This window comes from Paenibacillus taichungensis (assembly GCF_050994985.1).
Taxonomy (GTDB): Bacteria; Bacillota; Bacilli; order Paenibacillales; family Paenibacillaceae; genus Paenibacillus; species Paenibacillus taichungensis.
In genome coordinates this window covers 328,115-345,154 of record NZ_CP194720.1, presented here as the reverse complement: position 1 = coordinate 345,154, position 17,040 = coordinate 328,115, and the positions used below count along the sequence as shown (strand labels likewise).

11 protein-coding genes are annotated in these 17,040 nt (G+C 47.9%); 3 read left to right on the top strand and 8 right to left on the bottom strand.

The annotated features are described in order from the left end of the window. The first annotated feature begins 116 nt into the window (after positions 1-116). A complete protein-coding gene (locus ACR1R9_RS01665; RefSeq protein ID WP_433921877.1) occupies positions 117-1,040 on the top strand; it encodes a LysR family transcriptional regulator in 924 nt (307 codons plus the stop codon). 55 nt (positions 1,041-1,095) lie between these two features. On the opposite strand, the gene ACR1R9_RS01660 is transcribed toward ACR1R9_RS01665, so the two are convergent. Further along, entirely contained in the window at positions 1,096-1,767 is a 672-nt protein-coding gene (locus tag ACR1R9_RS01660; protein WP_433921878.1) for a potassium channel family protein, read from the bottom strand. A gap of 17 nt (positions 1,768-1,784) precedes the next feature. Then, positions 1,785-3,119, bottom strand: coding sequence for a TrkH family potassium uptake protein (locus tag ACR1R9_RS01655; protein WP_373561757.1), 1,335 nt, complete (start codon positions 3,117-3,119; stop codon positions 1,785-1,787). 475 nt (positions 3,120-3,594) lie between these two features. Between ACR1R9_RS01655 and ACR1R9_RS01650 the strand changes: the two genes are divergently transcribed. Beyond that, a complete protein-coding gene (locus ACR1R9_RS01650; RefSeq protein ID WP_175381141.1) occupies positions 3,595-5,292 on the top strand; it encodes a CPBP family intramembrane glutamic endopeptidase in 1,698 nt (565 codons plus the stop codon). Here the strand turns inward: ACR1R9_RS01650 and uvrC are convergent. Both uvrC and trxA read right to left on the bottom strand, forming a co-directional pair. Next, positions 5,261-7,351 (bottom strand): excinuclease ABC subunit UvrC, encoded by a 2,091-nt coding sequence (uvrC, locus tag ACR1R9_RS01645; protein WP_433921879.1) that lies wholly within the window; start codon positions 7,349-7,351, stop codon positions 5,261-5,263. The two genes, ACR1R9_RS01650 and uvrC, sit on opposite strands and share 32 nt — an antisense overlap. Before the next feature lie 349 nt (positions 7,352-7,700). Continuing rightward, complete coding sequence (gene trxA / locus ACR1R9_RS01640) at positions 7,701-8,018, bottom strand: thioredoxin (RefSeq protein ID WP_036605788.1); 318 nt, start codon at positions 8,016-8,018, stop codon at positions 7,701-7,703. Between the two features lie 263 nt (positions 8,019-8,281). On the opposite strand from trxA, the gene ACR1R9_RS01635 reads away from it, so the two are divergent. Next, entirely contained in the window at positions 8,282-8,437 is a 156-nt protein-coding gene (locus ACR1R9_RS01635; RefSeq protein ID WP_090810527.1) for a YqzM family protein, read from the top strand. Between the two features lie 116 nt (positions 8,438-8,553). Here the strand turns inward: ACR1R9_RS01635 and dnaI are convergent, their stop codons facing one another. The 4 genes from dnaI to ACR1R9_RS01615 all read right to left on the bottom strand — a co-directional run bounded on the left by dnaI (position 8,554) and on the right by ACR1R9_RS01615 (position 17,006). Next, positions 8,554-9,504, bottom strand: coding sequence for a primosomal protein DnaI (gene dnaI / locus ACR1R9_RS01630; protein WP_053783224.1), 951 nt, complete (start codon positions 9,502-9,504; stop codon positions 8,554-8,556). A 230-nt stretch (positions 9,505-9,734) separates the two neighbouring features. Then, positions 9,735-12,512: an alpha-mannosidase gene (locus ACR1R9_RS01625; RefSeq protein WP_433921880.1), complete on the bottom strand. Its 2,778-nt coding sequence runs from the start codon at positions 12,510-12,512 to the stop codon at positions 9,735-9,737. Between the two features lie 4 nt (positions 12,513-12,516). Further along, entirely contained in the window at positions 12,517-15,690 is a 3,174-nt protein-coding gene (locus tag ACR1R9_RS01620; protein ID WP_433921881.1) for a beta-galactosidase, read from the bottom strand. Beyond that, on the bottom strand, positions 15,687-17,006 hold the full coding sequence (locus ACR1R9_RS01615) for a glycoside hydrolase family 125 protein (protein ID WP_175381138.1): 1,320 nt from the start codon (positions 17,004-17,006) through the stop codon (positions 15,687-15,689). Before ACR1R9_RS01615 ends, ACR1R9_RS01620 begins: the two co-directional genes overlap by 4 nt. Between the last annotated feature and the right edge of the window lie 34 nt (positions 17,007-17,040).

Sequence of the window (17,040 nt, the reverse complement as noted above, 5' to 3'; positions counted from 1 at the left end):
TAGGTATAAGTTATAAACATCGGTCGTGTAGGCCATACAACATGAAGAAATATTTGACAAGGAGATGCCTCACGCAAAGTACATTCATACGTTCATTAGAAAAGAGGTTAGTGCTCATGTTCGAGGAATTAAACGCTTTTGCGGCGGTTGTAGAGCAGTCCAGTCTGAACCGTGCATCGAAATTGCTGAATCTTTCACAGCCCGCGCTGTCTCGCAAAATCTCCAAATTGGAGGATGAACTCGGCGTAGCGCTCTTTCATCGCCGTGGTAAACGACTTGAATTAACCAGCGTAGGCCAGTTCGCCTATACTTTCGCGGTAGAGCAGAAACAGCAGCAACAAAAATTTCTGACCATGCTGGCCCAGTACAAGGACGAAGAACAAAGCTCCATTACGCTTGGAGCCAGTCTGACAACGCTTCAAACCACATTGCCACCGCTGGTAAATGCCTTTATGCAGAAACATCCGAATGCGGAAATCAAGCTGGTGACAGGGAAAACGCATGAAATTGTCTCTTTTGTGCGGGATAAAAAAGCCGATGTAGGCATCGTTGCCTCTTCTATAAGTGAAGCCGGGCTAAACTGTGTGCCACTTTTTGATGATCATCTGGAGCTGGTTGTGCCCTTAACGCATCCTTTATCGGGTAAAGAAGCCGGAATGGAACATTTGCAAGATCTGCCGATGATTACGTTCTCCAAAGGAACCTGGTATCGCAAATTAACCGACGACCTGTTCCAGCGCTGCGCCGTGATGCCGGATATTCGCATGGAGATTGATTCCTTTGAAGCGATTATCCGTCTTCTGCCTACCTGCAAAGCTGCAGCCCTTTTGCCCAAGTCATATCTCCGCCCTCAGTTGCTTGCGGACAATGATCTCGTCTCGGTATATCTGCCGCAATTGCAACAGACCCGGCGAACAACCTGCATGATCTATGGGGAAAAGGAAGACCTCAGCCAAACCTCCAGACAGTGGGTCAGAGAAACGGCTGCGCTCTTTACAGCAAAGGCGCCGCTGCCCTCACGGAGGACTACGACGCCTTAGCATTCATATCAATCAGCCGAGCTCAACGCTCTGCTTTCATTTAATAGACTCAGCTCTAGCTCTCTTGGCTGATCACTTCTTCCTCAAAACGGTCAATGTCGTCATTCATGCCGATAATTACCATGATATCACCCATCTGAAGCGAGTCCAGTGCAGTCGGGGCAATGATGACCCCGGCTTCCTTTTGCAACGCTACAATGCTGCAACCAAAGCGTACTCGAGCATTCAGAGTGGACAGCGTTTTATTATGCAAACAGGCCGGAACCTTCAACTCCACAATACTGTAATCATCGGACAATTCGATATAATCCAGCAGATTTGGGGTGACAAGCTGATGGGCAACCCGGATTCCCATATCACGCTCAGGATAAACAACACGATCGATCCCCAGCTTGTCCAGTGCCCGTCCATGAAGAACTGAAATGGCTTTGGCCACAACTGTTTTTACGCCGAGTTCCTTCAGTAAAATAGCAGTGAGAATACTGGTCTGGATATCAGCCCCGATGGCAACGATACAGCAGTCAAAATTACGGATGCCCAGGGAGCGCAGCACTTCCTCATCCGTTGAATCCGCGACGACGGCATGGGTGACCAATTCACTCATGTCTTCGACGACTTCTTCATTTTTATCGATACCCAGCACTTCATAACCAAGCTCCATTAATTCCTGTGCCAGACTGGAGCCAAAGCGCCCAAGCCCAATTACCGCAAACTGCTGTGTTTTCATTGTTCTTCACGAACCCCTTATCCAATAATCATTTTGCCTTCCGGATACCTGTACAACTCTTTACCCTTTTTCTGTCCGAGTGCATACGCGAGCGTAATTGGTCCAAGACGTCCTGCAAACATCGTGAAACAGATCAAAAGCTTGCCGATCGTGGTCAGCTTCAGTGTAAGCCCCATAGATAAACCTACAGTACCGAAGGCGGATGTTGTCTCAAATAATATCATTAAAAAACTGCTGTCTTCCGTCGTACTAAGCACCATCGTAACGGCAATAATGAGCAACAGTGCAAGCAGTGTAATCGTCAGTGCTTTGAAAATGCGTTCCTGTAGGAGCCGATATCTGAAAAAGACGATATCTTCCCGTCCTCGCATCATGGCATAGACAGCTCCGGCCATAATCATAAATGTGGTTGTTTTAATACCGCCTCCGGTAGAACCGGGGGAAGCACCAATAAACATTAATATAATGATGAAAAATTGCGTTGCCTGTCTCAGACCAGCAATGTCTACCGTATTCGCCCCTGCTGTTCTTGGGGAAACCGACTGGAAGAACGAACCGAGAATTTTACCACCCCAGTTCAGGCCACCCAATGTCCGGGGATTGCTGAATTCAAATACAAATATAACCAAAGCTCCAAATATGATTAACAATCCTGTTGTCAGCAATACCACTTTGGAATGCAGCGACAGCTTCTTCGTCCTCCGATACTCCACCAGATCAGACAAAACGACAAAACCAATTCCTCCTGCAATAATAAGGAACATGGCTGTAAAATTCACGAGCGGATCATACACATACCCGGTTAAGCTGCGGAAATCTCCGAACATATCAAACCCGGCATTGTTGAACATGGAGATGGCATGCCAATATCCATAATAGATGGCCTGCCCCATTGGCATATCAAACGACCACCGAATGGCGAACAACGTGCCACATATGCCTTCCAATATGAGCGAGTAGATCACAACTTTCCGAATAAGGCGGACAATCCCCTCCATCGTGCTCTGATTCATCGCTTCCTGCAAAATCAACCGCTCACGCAGAGAGATCCGCCGTTTGAATGCAATCGCCACCAGTGTCGACATCGTCATAAAGCCAAGGCCGCCAATTTGAATCAGGATTGCAATTATGATCTGACCCAACGTCGAAAAATGAGTACCCGTATCCACCACAACCAGCCCTGTTACGCAGACTGCGGAAGTCGCAGTGAAGAGTGCGTCAATAAAAGGAAGGCTGACCCCGCTTCGACTGGATGCCGGGAGCATCAACAGAAGTGTCCCGAGCAATATAATACCCGCGAACCCTAGGACCAGAATTCGGGGTGGCGATAGACGCATCCATTGAACATTCATTTTCACTTGAGTATCATCCACCTCTGCCAAAAAGAAAATGACTCCACGATGTGGAGCCTTTCTCCGAAGCGCTTTTCCACATGACTTGACGGAATAGCCAAGCACTTGGAAAGCCTCATTTCGGAGTGTAAACATGTATGATTTTCGCTGTAACACATATACATTAGGTTGGAATGCCTTTTATACATTCTATTCGTTCCCTTGTTAGCCTAAAGACATGCGGAATATTGGACATTTGATTCAAAATTATAAGCGCTGCGACGTTTGTATACAAAACGATTTTTGTGTAAATAGCATCGAATTCCGTCAAAAAGGGAAAAACTCAGATATGGCGATGGATAGATCAGATTGTTTCGATCATTTTCATTCGTTTTCATGCATTTGCACCACTTCTCGTTTCGTCATTGGCATTCGGGGCTTGGGCTGTGCTATCTTTACTTTAATATCCATATTAATAAAGGAGGAACAATATTAAATGAATCCCTTAGGGCAGCCTTTGGTACTCAAAGCTAACTTCAAGCGTTTAGGGTTGCTTGCGGCGATTGGCCTGATTCTGTTTTTCGTTTTTCAAATCTTTCCTGCCACCTCATCGCAAACGACTGATATCCAGTCTACGTCCTTCATAAGCAAGGAGAAAGCGGCGGAGTCGGCACGATCTTTTGCAGCTTCTCTACCTGATTATACCCTTCCGTCAAATACCGGAAACGAGCTTGTGACGTACCAAACCCATTCCGACATCTATGGGTATATGGCCAAAACCAAACAGTTAGAAACCTATAACAAGAAATGGGAAACTACCTATCCTTACGATGTGTACCGCGTTCGTTTGCCCGATCAGGACAAAGGCGGTTATTTGAATGTTGACGTACATATGAGAACAGGAACAGTTGTCGGTTTCAAGCGCGAACTGCCGTCTTCCCTGTATGCATCCATTGAGGCTGAGCAGGACAAAAGCAAAGTAAATGCTGCCCAACGTTTAGCTGAAGATAACCTTTCCCTAAAGGAAAAAGAGCAGCTTGCCGCTGGCGTACTTGGCGAATTCGGGTATAATGTACCGAAACTTCAACTGGACACCCGTGAAGAAGAAGCGGGGCTGCAATACACGGATAACGAAAAGCAAATTGGAGATTCCAAGCTGGAACTGAATTTTACGTTTGAAAACGGAGCCGTTCGCTCCTTCGAATCGGTCTTCTCGGTTCCTACCTCCCATACCGACTATGTACAAAATCAGACCCGGCAAGCCAACTGGATGACTTATGGCGGTTATGCTTTCCTGACCTTTGTGCTTGGCGTGCTCGCGATCATCTACAGTATTCTGACGAGAGCACACACGTCATTCAAACGCGGAATCGTTCTGTCTCTGGTATACTTTGCAGCTTCCGTAATTGGCACACTGAACATGATTCCGCTCTTTCAGGCGCAGGGGCTGTCTAACTTTATGCTGACCTTCCTGATGGTGATGCAAGCTGGGATTACGCTAGTCATGAGTGCAACCATCTATCTGTCGCTCGTTGCCGGTGACGGCATGTGGCGCAAAATCGGTCTGAATCCTTGGCCTCGAGCCAAAGAACCCGGATACGGCAAATATGTCCTGCACAGTATGTATACAGGATACTTATGGGCGTTGATTCTGCTGGGTGTGCAATCCGTACTGTTCTTTATTCTGGAGCGCAGTATTGGAAGCTGGTCAACCACATCGGCTGACCAGTCCACATACAACATGAGTTATGCCTGGATTTTCCCGATTATGGCCTGGATGGCCGGGATCGGTGAGGAAACGGTCTATCGTCTGTTCGGAATTCGCATGATGCAGAAGGTTGTACGCAATACGTTCATTGCTTGCCTTATCCCGACATTAATTTGGGCTCTGGGACACACCCTGTACCCAATCTATCCGGTCATCACACGTCCAATTGAGCTTACTGTTATCGGACTCTTGTTCAGTCTGATCATGCTGCGCCACGGCTTCATCGCCGTTGTATTCGCACATGTTATCTTTGACAGCCTGTTGATGGGGCTAAGCCTGATCTTCATGGGTGATGCACTGAACATTTCCGCAGGACTCTTCTGGATTGTGCTTCCGGCCATCGTTGGTTATGTCATCTATAAGATGAATCCAAAACAAAAAGAGAAGCCGTATGTCACGACTCCTCATCACGAAGTGCTGCAATAATCTGATTCGCAAGCTTGTCACCAATAGATAGAGGCCGGAAGTCTTCGACGCTGGCCTCTTTTATTTTGCGTAAAGAACCAAAATGCTTCAGCAGCAGCTTGCGCCGCTTTTCGCCGATACCCGGAATGGCGTCCAGACGGGAAGTCACCATCGATTTGCCACGCTGCTCGCGGTGGAACGAAATCGCAAAACGGTGGACCTCTTCTTGAATCCGCTGCAACAGGTAGAACTCCTGACTGTCACGCGGCAAGGAGATGACTTCCGGCGGGTTGCCGATCATCAATTGTGAGGTCTTGTGCTTCGCATCCTTTACCAGGCCACATACCGGAATAAACAGCCCCAATTCATTCTCCAAAATATCGACCGCAGCCGAGATCTGTCCTTTACCACCATCGACCACAATCAGGTCAGGCTGGGTCAGATTTTCCTTCAATACCCGCTCGTAACGGCGACGGATAACTTCTCGCATCGTTTCATAATCATCCGGTCCTTCAACCGAACGGACCTTGTACTTCCGATATTCCTTCTTATCCGGTTTACCATCGGTAAATACAATCATGGCGGATACCGGGTTCGTACCCTGGATGTTCGAGTTATCAAACGCTTCAATACGGTGAAGCTGATCCAGTCCAATAAAACGTCCCAGTCCTTCAGCAGCTTTGGATGTCCGTTCTTCATTCCGCTCAATCAGGCGGAACTTCTCTTCCAGGGCCACACGTGCGTTATCCACGGCCATGGTGATCATCTGGCGTTTCAATCCACGCTGCGGAATGTGGACTTTAATTTCCAGCCATTCCTGCAATGCTGCTGCGACCTGAGAAGGATCTTCGAAGCCTGGAGGCTGTTTATCAGCCGATACATCTTCCTGAGCAACAACGTCGTCTTGGTTAACCATCGCAGCTTCTTCCACTTCTGCTTCGGGTTGGATATCACCATAAGATGCACGGGACTCGGCAACACGTAGCTCAACCGCAGAATCTTGCGCCAATCGTGTTGTCTCTTCTGGCTCGATTGTCACCGCCGCAGGTACCGCTCCATCAGCATCGGATATATCATCCGCACCACCGTCACCCGCTGCTAGATCTTTTGGCATTTCCGGCAGTAAGATTTCCTGTGGCAACGCTGGATTATCACTGTAATACTGGGTCACGTAAGACATAAAGTCACTGTATGCCTCACCGTAAAACGGGAACGTTGATACGTGTCGTTCGATCATTTTCCCCTGACGCATATATAGAATCTGGACACACATCCAGCCTTTATCAATGGCAAAACCAAACACATCGCGGTCTCTGGCGTCCGCCATCGTAATTTTCTGTTTTTCCATCATCGCATCAATGGCAATGACCTGATCCCGAAGTTCCTTGGCTCGTTCAAAATACAGATCCTCAGCTGCTTCCTGCATTTTGCGCTGTAAATCCTTTTTGATCTCCTCATGCCCTCCACTCAAAAATGAACTGATCTCCTGGGAGATCTCATCATACTGCTCTTTGCCCACTTCTTGCACACAGGGAGCGAGGCACTGTCCCATATGATAATACAGGCATACTTCCTTCGGCATCACGCCGCATTTGCGTAACGGATACATCCGATCAAGCAGCTTTTTCGTTTGGTGTGCCGCATATGAATTCGGATAAGGTCCGAAGTATTTGGCTTTATCTTTGAGCACCCGCCGGGTCACTTCGAGTCGGGGATGCTTTTCATTCGTAATTTTAAGGTAAGGAAATGTCTTATCATCCTTGAGCAACACGTTATACCGCGGCATATGTTTCTTAATCAGGTTACACTCCAGAATGAGTGCTTCCATATTGCTGCCGGTAACGATATATTCAAAATCACGGATTTCGGACACCAGGCGCTGTGTCTTCCCATTATGACTGCCGATAAAATATGATCTTACGCGATTCTTCAGCACTTTGGCTTTACCTACATAGATAATGGTACCTTCACTGTTTTTCATCAGGTAACAGCCGGACATGTCAGGCAGCAAAGCCAGCTTGTGGCGGATCTGCTCCAGAGCCTTCTCCTGTTCCTGCACGTTTGTAATGAATTCATCCATAATTCGGTGGGTCCTCCTTCCCGATTACTGAGAAAGCTGATAGCTTCACCTTACATGAGGCACTCCGATGACAGAATGACCTTTCGATCGCTGTTACCCCCAGATTTCTTTGATTCTTTTCTTATAACGTATAAATCCGGGGATAGCGCATGCTTCCGAAGTAGCTTTCTTTCAGAAAGCTTTTAGGCGACCACTTCGTTTCTACAGGTCATTTCTGCCCTCTCCGTTGTTCATGTAAATTTCAGTTCACCTTATAATAAATAGTATATCTTATATTGTCCTATATGAAAGTATTCGACGCAAAACGCCCCCGGCGCATAACCGGAGGCGTATGTGAAATCTTGGTTAATTATTGGTGTTTTTCGATAATTCCTTTGAGAGCATCTTTCGAGTTCAGACCAACCACTTTATCAACCGGTTGACCATCTTTGAAGAAGATCAATGTTGGAATGCTCATTACGCCGAAGCGGGAAGCGGATTCCGGATTTTCGTCCACATTGACTTTAGCAATTTTCACTGCATCGCCAACTTCGGTGGACAGCTCTTCCAGGATTGGAGCGAGCATTTTACAAGGACCGCACCAAGGCGCCCAGAAATCAACAAGAACCGTTCCTTCGCCTTCGACTTCAGCGTTGAAGGATTGATCGGATACGTTAACAATAGCCATGAAATTGTCCTCCTTATATATACTTACGGTTTATTTTAACCTGTAACGTCGTGAACGACACTTCCAGTATAACACAGGTACTCTAATGTTGTGAAATGATCGCATCAATGTTCATCTTCCCAACATCAAATCTTCACAATTGAAGAACTTGCAGGTTCGCTGCAAAATCTTTACAAACGCTTTCTTTTCCAAGTATACTAAAATTACTCCGGGCTTCAGCTACCTGTAAGGGCAAGCTGTTATCCCCATAAGGAGGCAATACCATGGATGCAAATGTGCGGATCAACGACCCGCGTGAACATGTGAACGAGGAACCCCGTAACGATCTGTTTGATCTGATTGCGGGTGTTGCTGGCATGGCCGGCCTGATGACGGTTATCTTTTTCGGAATGGTGATTTTCAAATTTATCACCGAATAGGATCTTCAGGCTGCACGCAGGCCAGAAAAGCCCGGTTTTCGCGACAATGCGAAAGCCAGGCTTTTTTTGGGACTATAGGAGTAAAAAATAGATCAGATCGGTAACATAATTAGAAATTAACGTTTGCCCCGCTGATTCTCACCCCGAACCGAGATGACATCAACAAACGGACGAATCCGGTCCATCAAACGTTGGCCTTTGTTCATTTCCTCGCCGTCCCTACTGGTGAAGCTAAGATGTTTCTCCAGCCCATCCAAGTTGTAGTTGGACGTGTAAAATGTAGGTTTGCGATTCATACGGTAGTTCAGAATGGAACCCATCACATGATCCCGAACCCATGGGTTCAGATTTTCTGCCCCAATATCATCAAAGATGAGCAGATCACAGCTTTTCAAAATATCCGTCGTTTCCTTCAGCTTGTTTCCTTCACTGATCATGGATTTCAGATCCTCCACAAAATCAGGCATGTAGATAATAACACCTGTGTGGCCCACAACCGCGAGTTCATGCAGCAGATAACACATCAGAAACGTCTTGCCCGTTCCAAATGATCCTTCCAAAAACAGTCCTTGCGGAGACAATCCATTCTCCTTGGTGTCGTTAATATAACGCAGAACCTGGTTCACCGCCGGAGCACGCATCCGATCCTTGCCCATAATTTCCACATCGTTATATCCTGCATTGAGCGCACGCTCGTCCACATAGAAGCTGCGGATTCTTTGCTTGATAACATGCTCATTCTGCCGGGCGATATGTTTGGAACAAGGTGCTTTTTTATCTATAATTTCGGGTTTACCGTTAAAATGCTCTACTTCCAGTTTGCAAAAGTGACCCTGGAAATCGTTAGGACAGTTGTCGAGCCCCGGACAGTTCGCACAGTTCTTCGAATCTTTGGCATACTGATACAGCTTGCTCAGATCGGTAATAAGCTGTGCATCTTTCAGTTCAGGATGACCTGCGCGGAATTCGCGTACGTACGGATCTTCCATCAATTCCGCCGCAATCCGCCGCGACTGTTCACGAAAGGAAGGATTCAGCTGCTGAAGCAGTCCTCCCAAGGATTCCATGGCTTCAAGCCCCCTTAATAGTTTCAATATAGAATGAACAATTGAATTTTACGATGACCATCATGATGGCAGGGTAACCTTCGATCGCTTATAATTCTACTGTTCATTCTATATAAACTTGAGGAATAACTCAACATTTTCAGCTGGAAAAAGCATTATCCATTCCATGACAGTACGCAGAACTTCGGTTAGACACTACACAACGAATTGATCCAATCACGCTTGGAAAATTAACGACGCAACCCCACCGTAACAATCTCACAAGGTCCCGCTTGAAGAGCCCATTCTTTGCTAGCCAAGGCAGCGGAAGATTCATTTACCACCGAATCATTCAGTTTGCCTGTCTCTTCTTCCAGAATGTTGCTCTGATATGCATCTTCCAATGCTTGCGGGATGGACTCAGAAGCAGCAAACTTCAGCTCAGTTGTATTCGACCCCATATTATACCAACGCAACATCAGATCACCCGAATCCTCGTTCACCTTCAGTGAAGAAAACGCAAGACCTTCCCCTTGCCACTCAAAAGGTGTGTTGCTTGGCGTCAGGAATCCTGGATGTACGTTCGTCTGAGCCAAAGTCCATGGAATCTGGAACTGGTAAGCTTCAATGTATGCTCCGGAGGTTGCTCCGTTCCCGTCATGAGGGATAATCTCCATCTGGAAGGAATGCTCACCGAGACACTGAGCTTCCGGTGTAGGGAACAATCCCCAGTCTCCAAGCTCTCCCACGGCACGAAGCAGTGTCACGGCAATCGTATTCCGCCCATCCTCAAGAACCTCATATTCATTCAGACCGAGATTGGCTACAACCAACCCAACCTGATCCTCGCTTACATCAACAAAACTTTGCTGATGCTGGGTATTGCTCGGATTCTGCCATTCCGGTGCAGGCGTATTATCGCGAGTAGCAATTTCGAACATCGAGTCAACGTGATGAACAGCCGATGTCAGATCCGTCGGGAAGAGTGCCCGCACCCGATGATCCTTCGCCTGATTGTTGAAAGTTGTTTCGAGCTTGATGCCTTTTCCACTGCGGCTTAACGACACAATGGTTCGGATCTTGAGCGTAACCATTTGTTTGGAACGTTGAGCTTTACGATGTGGATAATAAATCAGTTCCCGCTGCTCACGATCAAGCGTTTCGTCAGCGGATTCAGGAATTTCCCAATGATGAACAATTTCGTACGAAGCTCTGTAAGGCGCATCTTCAATAACCCGAATTTCTGCTCGAAGATCCTTCGTAGTCAATGCCACTTCATTCTCCGGTTGCTTGAACATGTACTCATTGCCGATATCACCGACATTTTCATACACGCCAAGATCTTTATACGTCCGGCCTGTTCGTTTATCTGTGAGTGCAAAAGATCCATTGTCTGCAATATTTACGATAAAATATTCATTTTCCATGCCACGTTCACCACGCAGCAGTGTATTTGAATTTGCAGCATTGCTGTCCATGCGGACCAAAGCATACGTCTTCAGGCCAAGTGCAGGCACATTCTCTGCTTCAAACGTAATGCTGACCCGACGGCAGCTATATGGCTGACGGAATCGATCATCAGGCAGATCATAGCCGAATTGCAGACCCAGATCCTCTACCGTACACGGAACTGGTTTGCCTTCTTCATCCACCAAAATACGACCTGACAGGTCAATGGCGTTCATTTTGGCTGCCATATCTTCCAATGAGAAACCATCACGGAAGTACAAACGGGCCGCATCCAGTTCAATCTGAACTACACCGCTGCGCTCCCATCCCGAAGTGTTAAACACAACCACAGGCCGCGCTTCCTCACCATATCGTTCAAATGTTGAAGTATCCACAGCTGCAGCGATTTGGCTGGTGCTATCCTCAATCAGGGCCTCAGCCACATGACGGCTCTTATCAAACCGGGTGACCATCTCGCGATGCACCTCGTCTACGCTACAGCCACAGATGCTGTCATGCGGATGATTCTGCATCAACGTTTTCCACGCATAGGTAAACTGATCATGCGGATATGGATGACCTAGCAGATGCGCGAACGAAGCCAGGGGCTCAGCCACCTTTTCCAACATGGATTGGCCCAGTTGGTTCATCTGTTTCAGATAAACGCGTGCGGAAGCTGTGTTCACCAAAGTGCCCCAGCCATCGGTACGCTGGCTGCGCAGCTCTCCTTTTACAACAGACAGCTCCTGAACCGCAGATGCTTTCAACGCTGACAGATAGTCCGGGAAGTTGGAGTGAACAAACTCGATATCGGGATACAATTGTTCAGCCATACGGATGGCTTCAGGCAGATCCTTCTGAATCGGCTGGTGATCACATCCATTCATGTACAGCAATTCATTGGTCGATGCATATTTCTCCGCGTCAGCCAGCTTGGTTTCCCAGAACTTGCGAGCTGAAGCTTCGTCCACCGGAACTTCATTCCCGTTAGAGTACCAGTTGGCAAATAAAACACCGAGCACTTTAGATCCATCCGGACCTTCCCACATCAGCTCTGAGAAACTGGATTCGTATCCATCGTCAGACACCATGTTGTTGAAGCCCGTTGGCTTCACGCCTCGCCCGAAAAAGACATTATCGATGCCCGATTGCAGCATAAGCTGCGGTGTCTGTCCTACAAGTCCGAACGTATCTGGGAAGTATCCGATCTTTGAAGGTGCTCCGTATCGTTTGGCATCACGATGTCCAACCTGCATATTACGTACGTTCGCTTCACCACTGGTCAGGAAGGCATCCTGCAAAATATACCAAGGCCCAATGACAATCCGGCCATCGCGAATATGCTTCTCTAGCCGTTCCTTCTGATCAGGTCTAACCTGAAGATAGTCATCGATGATGATCGTCTGGCCGTCCAGGTAGAAGCTTTTAAAATCCGGCCCCTGATCGAGCTGATCCAGCAAGGCATCCACCAGTTGCACCAATCGCATATGATGTTTCTCATACGGCAAATACCATTCCCGATCCCAGTGCGTGTGAGAAATAATATGCGCTCTTTTCGATTTGCTTGTTGGTTTGGTCATTGTATTATTCCCCCTCTACCTTTTGTTGTACAATCTCTACTTCATCCGGACGATATACGGCTTGCAGCTGTCCGGCAGCATCTGTGGCAAACAGCACGGAGCGATTTTTCTCCAACAGGAACGTATATATGGCTCCAGTACGTGTATCTCTGACTTTCACCTCATGATTCAAAGCGAACTCCGATACAAATACGTACAGATTACCTTTCGGGAAGCTCAGCTTCCGGCCATAAATCCCTGCCAGATCACCGCCAGATATCCATTCAAGTTCATTTTCAATACCAGCCACTTCTGACGCATATCGATACAGGTCAGCCAGCGGCTCATCCCGGCCGTTCAGCTCCAGCGGCAGCGGGCTCCAGATCAACTTGCCTTTGCCTAATGGTAGTACGACTACTTCATCAGGTGTATGATTCTCCGCATGAAGCAACGTTTCCTTCGCCACCTCGGCAATACGGCGACGACCATACGTGACGCGGTGATTCACACCGTTAATATTCAGCATTTCTTCTCGTTGTACGTTGCCCAGACTGCGCTGGCCAACAAGATGGTCTGCCCGATCACTTCTCTTCCAATAAGCATCCAACCCGAGCGGGCCAGTAATAAGCAGCGTAGCTCCTTCATTCTCCGCGAAGTTCAATAGCTCGCTTAAGGCATCGCTGTCCATGTTGTGCGGGCTCGGAACCATGATCAACTTCGGAGGTTGCTGCTTCAATGCTTCCAGATGATACTCGGATACAGCACGGAATGGCTGCTTCAGTTCATAAGCCATCACACGTGTCAATTTTGTGGTTGCATCGTAGGCCAGGGAACGGTTCGAGAAATCGTTGGAATACGGGAAGACCACCGCAATTTCCTCCAGCTCGCGATCGGTAAACAGGTCTCGAATCTGCTCCATGAATCGGCCAAAATCGTAAGACACATCGGCTTCAGGTTTTTCTGTACCGTCCGCTCTCAGCGCTCCAATATGAGATTCATTGGCATTATCCATATAAAAGTTCGTATTCCATATCCATTGCACAGCTCCGGCTCCGCCTGTTGAGAAGGCATAAGCGTATTTGCGCTCCAGAATGCTATGAAGCTCTTCCTCTGTACGTTTGGCCCGTCCATCCGGAGTTTCCACATACATGATGCCTGTCTCCTGAATGAGATTAGGTTTATGTGGTGTTTTGGCGAAAATGCCGTCCCAGATCAGGTCATCGTTGAGCCACCAGGAATGCACGGTTGTATAATCCACTTCCCGCTCATAGAAGAACGGTGAAGGACGCTGTGCTCCCAGAGCTTCATCCTGCCCCACGGTAACCAAATGATGGGGAACAAGATCCTTGATCGTGCCTACAAGCTCTCTCGCCCAAACATTATGCATCTCCATCGAGAAGAGACAGTAATCAAGCCAGCGTGTTCCTTTTTTAGCCTTGTGCATGTCCTGTACATCGAAATTGATCTCTTCCGGTTCAGGAATGACTGCAGCGGTAAAGTCAGGGAGCTGTTTAGGTGACATGTTCCATGCCTCCTGCAACGCTTCAATCGTCTGATGCCGCTGCTGAAGCCACTCGATAAACGCCTGCTGTTCATATGAATCTCTTGCCGAACGTGGCCCATCGGAGAATATGCGCACAGGATCAAACATCGACGGTTCATTAATCAAGTCCCAGTCCACATGTGTGGAATGTCTGTGACGACTAACAATGCTGCGAATGAATCGTTTCTGTGCATCTACACTCTGCGGGTCCAAATATGGATTTGTTCCTTCCCACGTCTCGGGTGTAAAGGAGAAAAAGGTAAACGTCACTTGAAGACCATGCCGTTTTGCCGTTAACAGGAACGCATCAATAGCACGCAGTACATCCTCGGACATGTGACCATCCACCTGCATCATGTTGCGATAGGCAGTCCAGATTCCGGTCCGAATCCAGTTAATGCCGGCTGTCGCCATCTGTGCCATATCCCGATCCCACACATCCGCATTGGGAAGGAACAGGAATTTCCGTGCCACGTCTGAGGTCATGTAAGTCATACCAACCACAGGCAATGGACGACCGTCTTTGATAAAATAATCTCTGCTGCGTGTGATGACTTCCCCTTCTGCCAACAACGCTGCGTCCTGACCCCAGAAGCCCTGCCGCAGTATGCGAACTTCTCCATCCGGTGCCTGAACACGACCGACGATTCGATACAGCCCGCTCTCGATTGAAAACGGAAGAAGAATACGTTCAAAACGCTGTTCGCCGGAAAGTTCCATCTCCAGTTGATGATTCCATACCTTCTCTACCGTGCCGTTTGTGCGATCTTCCCGTTCAACGGTTAAATCAAACGTCCAAAGTTCCGGCTCACTTCTTCTGCTACCCGCACGCTGTAGAATTTGGGTTTGGAGGATCAGTGAAGCTCGTTCACCCAATTCATACGAAGCATAGTTCGGCTTCAGAGATAGCTCGGTTACACCTTTGGCGCAATACTGCGCCCAGTTCACCATTTCGGCTGCTCCGTTCTGTTCCCAGAAGGCAGCCATCAAAGGCAGATGCACAAACAGCCAGCGCGAACCTGCAAACGTACTGCGGGAGTTTTCCCATAATACGATTGGGGCAGCGATACTGCGACCATCCTTGCTACGGCCGCGAAGCAGCGGAGAAATCTGCGTGCTCATCGGACCTGAGGAACCCATCTGATGTGGCAAATCGCTTGTTTTGGTTGTATGAGGTACGAGATTCCATGTATCCGCACTCTCGAACAGTCCCTCTTTGCCTGCAAGAAGTGGAATATCTTCTGAGGAAGTTAGTGAATCCACTTTGGCTGCGGATACCTTTAACGCCTCATGAATATAAAGTTCCTGATGATACGCCGTTTGTTCCGACTCGGAAATCCATGCCCCATTCTCCTGACGAACAGGACGTTTGAATGGTGCGCCACCAATGCTGATCAGACTTCCGCCCTGATGAAGAAAAGCTGCAATTGCGGTCCAAGCGGATTTTGGAAAATAAGGCGCATGCAGGTTCACGAAACACCCTTCACCTGCCGCTGTGCTCAAAGCCGAAGCCAATTCATCAGCGCCCACAACGATGATCTCTTCCGATGCTTTCCATGAATCAAGAGCACCTTGCGTTGGCAAAGTACCCTCCACTGGAAACGTTGGATCAGAGAAAATAATCAACTTGGTTCTCTTCACCTGTGCGCTACTCATAGCAAACCATCCTTCATGGATTTATAGACCAACTGGGAGAACAGGCTGTTGGACCAAGCAAACCATTTTCTCGTAAAAATCGTCGGATCATCGGCATGGAAACCTTCATGCATATATCCTGTATCCGCATCCGTTGCTTCCAGCATCCGAATGATTTCGAGCTTCTCTTCAGCAGACTGGGCCGTCAATCCTTGCATGGACAGACCCATATGCCAGATGTAATCCGGCGGTGTATGCGGGCTGCCGATTCCTTTGGCAACTTTGCCTTCATAATAGAACGGATTCTCTTTGCTGAGCGCAAAACGTCTCGTATTCTGATAGATCGGATCATCCGCTGTGACGTAACCAAGATAAGGAATGGACATCAGTCCCGGTGTACCCGCATCATCCATCAGGCAGTAGTTGCCAAAACCATCCGTCTCATAAGCATAGATCGGGCCAAATTCAGGATGACGGTAAATACCGTACAGCTGAATACCATGATCTACTTCCGCTTCCAGATCCTTAAGCTCCTGCAGGAACTCCATATCCCGGAATACCCACTCCGCGAACTCCTGCATCTGACGCAGGGCAACAACGGCAAACATATTGCCTGGAATGTTGTAATGGAAATCACACGCATCATCACTGGAACGGAAACCGGACCAGATCATGCCTGTGTAATTAACGGGCATGCCTCGTCCGTTATTGCGGATTGAATCCGTAGCAATGCCGTTATTGCGGGTAAAGCTGTATGGTGATTGCTCCATGTGATGCTGCTCCACCCGGAACAAATCCACGATTTTGCGCATGGCGGCTTTGAAGCTGGAATCGAAAATATCCGTCAGTTCAGTTTCTTTCCAATATAAATAAGCGAGACGCACAACAAAGCACAAAGAATCAATCTCGAATTTGCGCTCCCACACCCAAGGTGACATCTCGGTCACGTCGGTGGTGTTCCAATGCCAATCATTCGCTGTCTCGTTGAAGGCGTTGGCATATGGATCAATATGAACGTACTGGATGTGGCGCTTGATCAGACCACCTATAATGCGTTGCAGGTCTTGATCTTCCTTGGCAAATGGAATGTAATGCACCACTTGCTCGACGGAATCACGCAGCCAAGAAGCTGGAATATCGCCAGTGATGATAAAGGTCGTGCCGTCGTCCATTAATTTCGTGGTTGTTTCAATCGTATTCGGGAAACAGTTCTTGAATAGTTGAAGCAGCTTCGGTCGATGCGCCAGCTTCTGCTCTGCTTCTTCCATTACAGCCTGTACGGCTTGTGGCAATGCAACAGTTGGCATCGGTATTTTGGGTAGTCTGAATTGTTCCATGAATGAGTGCACTCCTTAAACAAATTGAATGGTG

What these genes read in the sequence shown, in the direction of transcription:
- ACR1R9_RS01665 (WP_433921877.1), top strand. Translation starts at nt 117, where the DNA reads ATGTTCGAGGAATTAAACGCTTTTGCGGCGGTTGTAGAGCAGTCCAGT.
- ACR1R9_RS01660 (WP_433921878.1), bottom strand. Translation starts at nt 1,767, where the DNA reads ATGAAAACACAGCAGTTTGCGGTAATTGGGCTTGGGCGCTTTGGCTCC.
- ACR1R9_RS01655 (WP_373561757.1), bottom strand. Translation starts at nt 3,119, where the DNA reads ATGAATGTTCAATGGATGCGTCTATCGCCACCCCGAATTCTGGTCCTA.
- ACR1R9_RS01650 (WP_175381141.1), top strand. Translation starts at nt 3,595, where the DNA reads ATGAATCCCTTAGGGCAGCCTTTGGTACTCAAAGCTAACTTCAAGCGT.
- uvrC (WP_433921879.1), bottom strand. Translation starts at nt 7,351, where the DNA reads ATGGATGAATTCATTACAAACGTGCAGGAACAGGAGAAGGCTCTGGAG.
- trxA (WP_036605788.1), bottom strand. Translation starts at nt 8,018, where the DNA reads ATGGCTATTGTTAACGTATCCGATCAATCCTTCAACGCTGAAGTCGAA.
- ACR1R9_RS01635 (WP_090810527.1), top strand. Translation starts at nt 8,282, where the DNA reads ATGGATGCAAATGTGCGGATCAACGACCCGCGTGAACATGTGAACGAG.
- dnaI (WP_053783224.1), bottom strand. Translation starts at nt 9,504, where the DNA reads ATGGAATCCTTGGGAGGACTGCTTCAGCAGCTGAATCCTTCCTTTCGT.
- ACR1R9_RS01625 (WP_433921880.1), bottom strand. Translation starts at nt 12,512, where the DNA reads ATGACCAAACCAACAAGCAAATCGAAAAGAGCGCATATTATTTCTCAC.
- ACR1R9_RS01620 (WP_433921881.1), bottom strand. Translation starts at nt 15,690, where the DNA reads ATGAGTAGCGCACAGGTGAAGAGAACCAAGTTGATTATTTTCTCTGAT.
- ACR1R9_RS01615 (WP_175381138.1), bottom strand. Translation starts at nt 17,006, where the DNA reads ATGGAACAATTCAGACTACCCAAAATACCGATGCCAACTGTTGCATTG.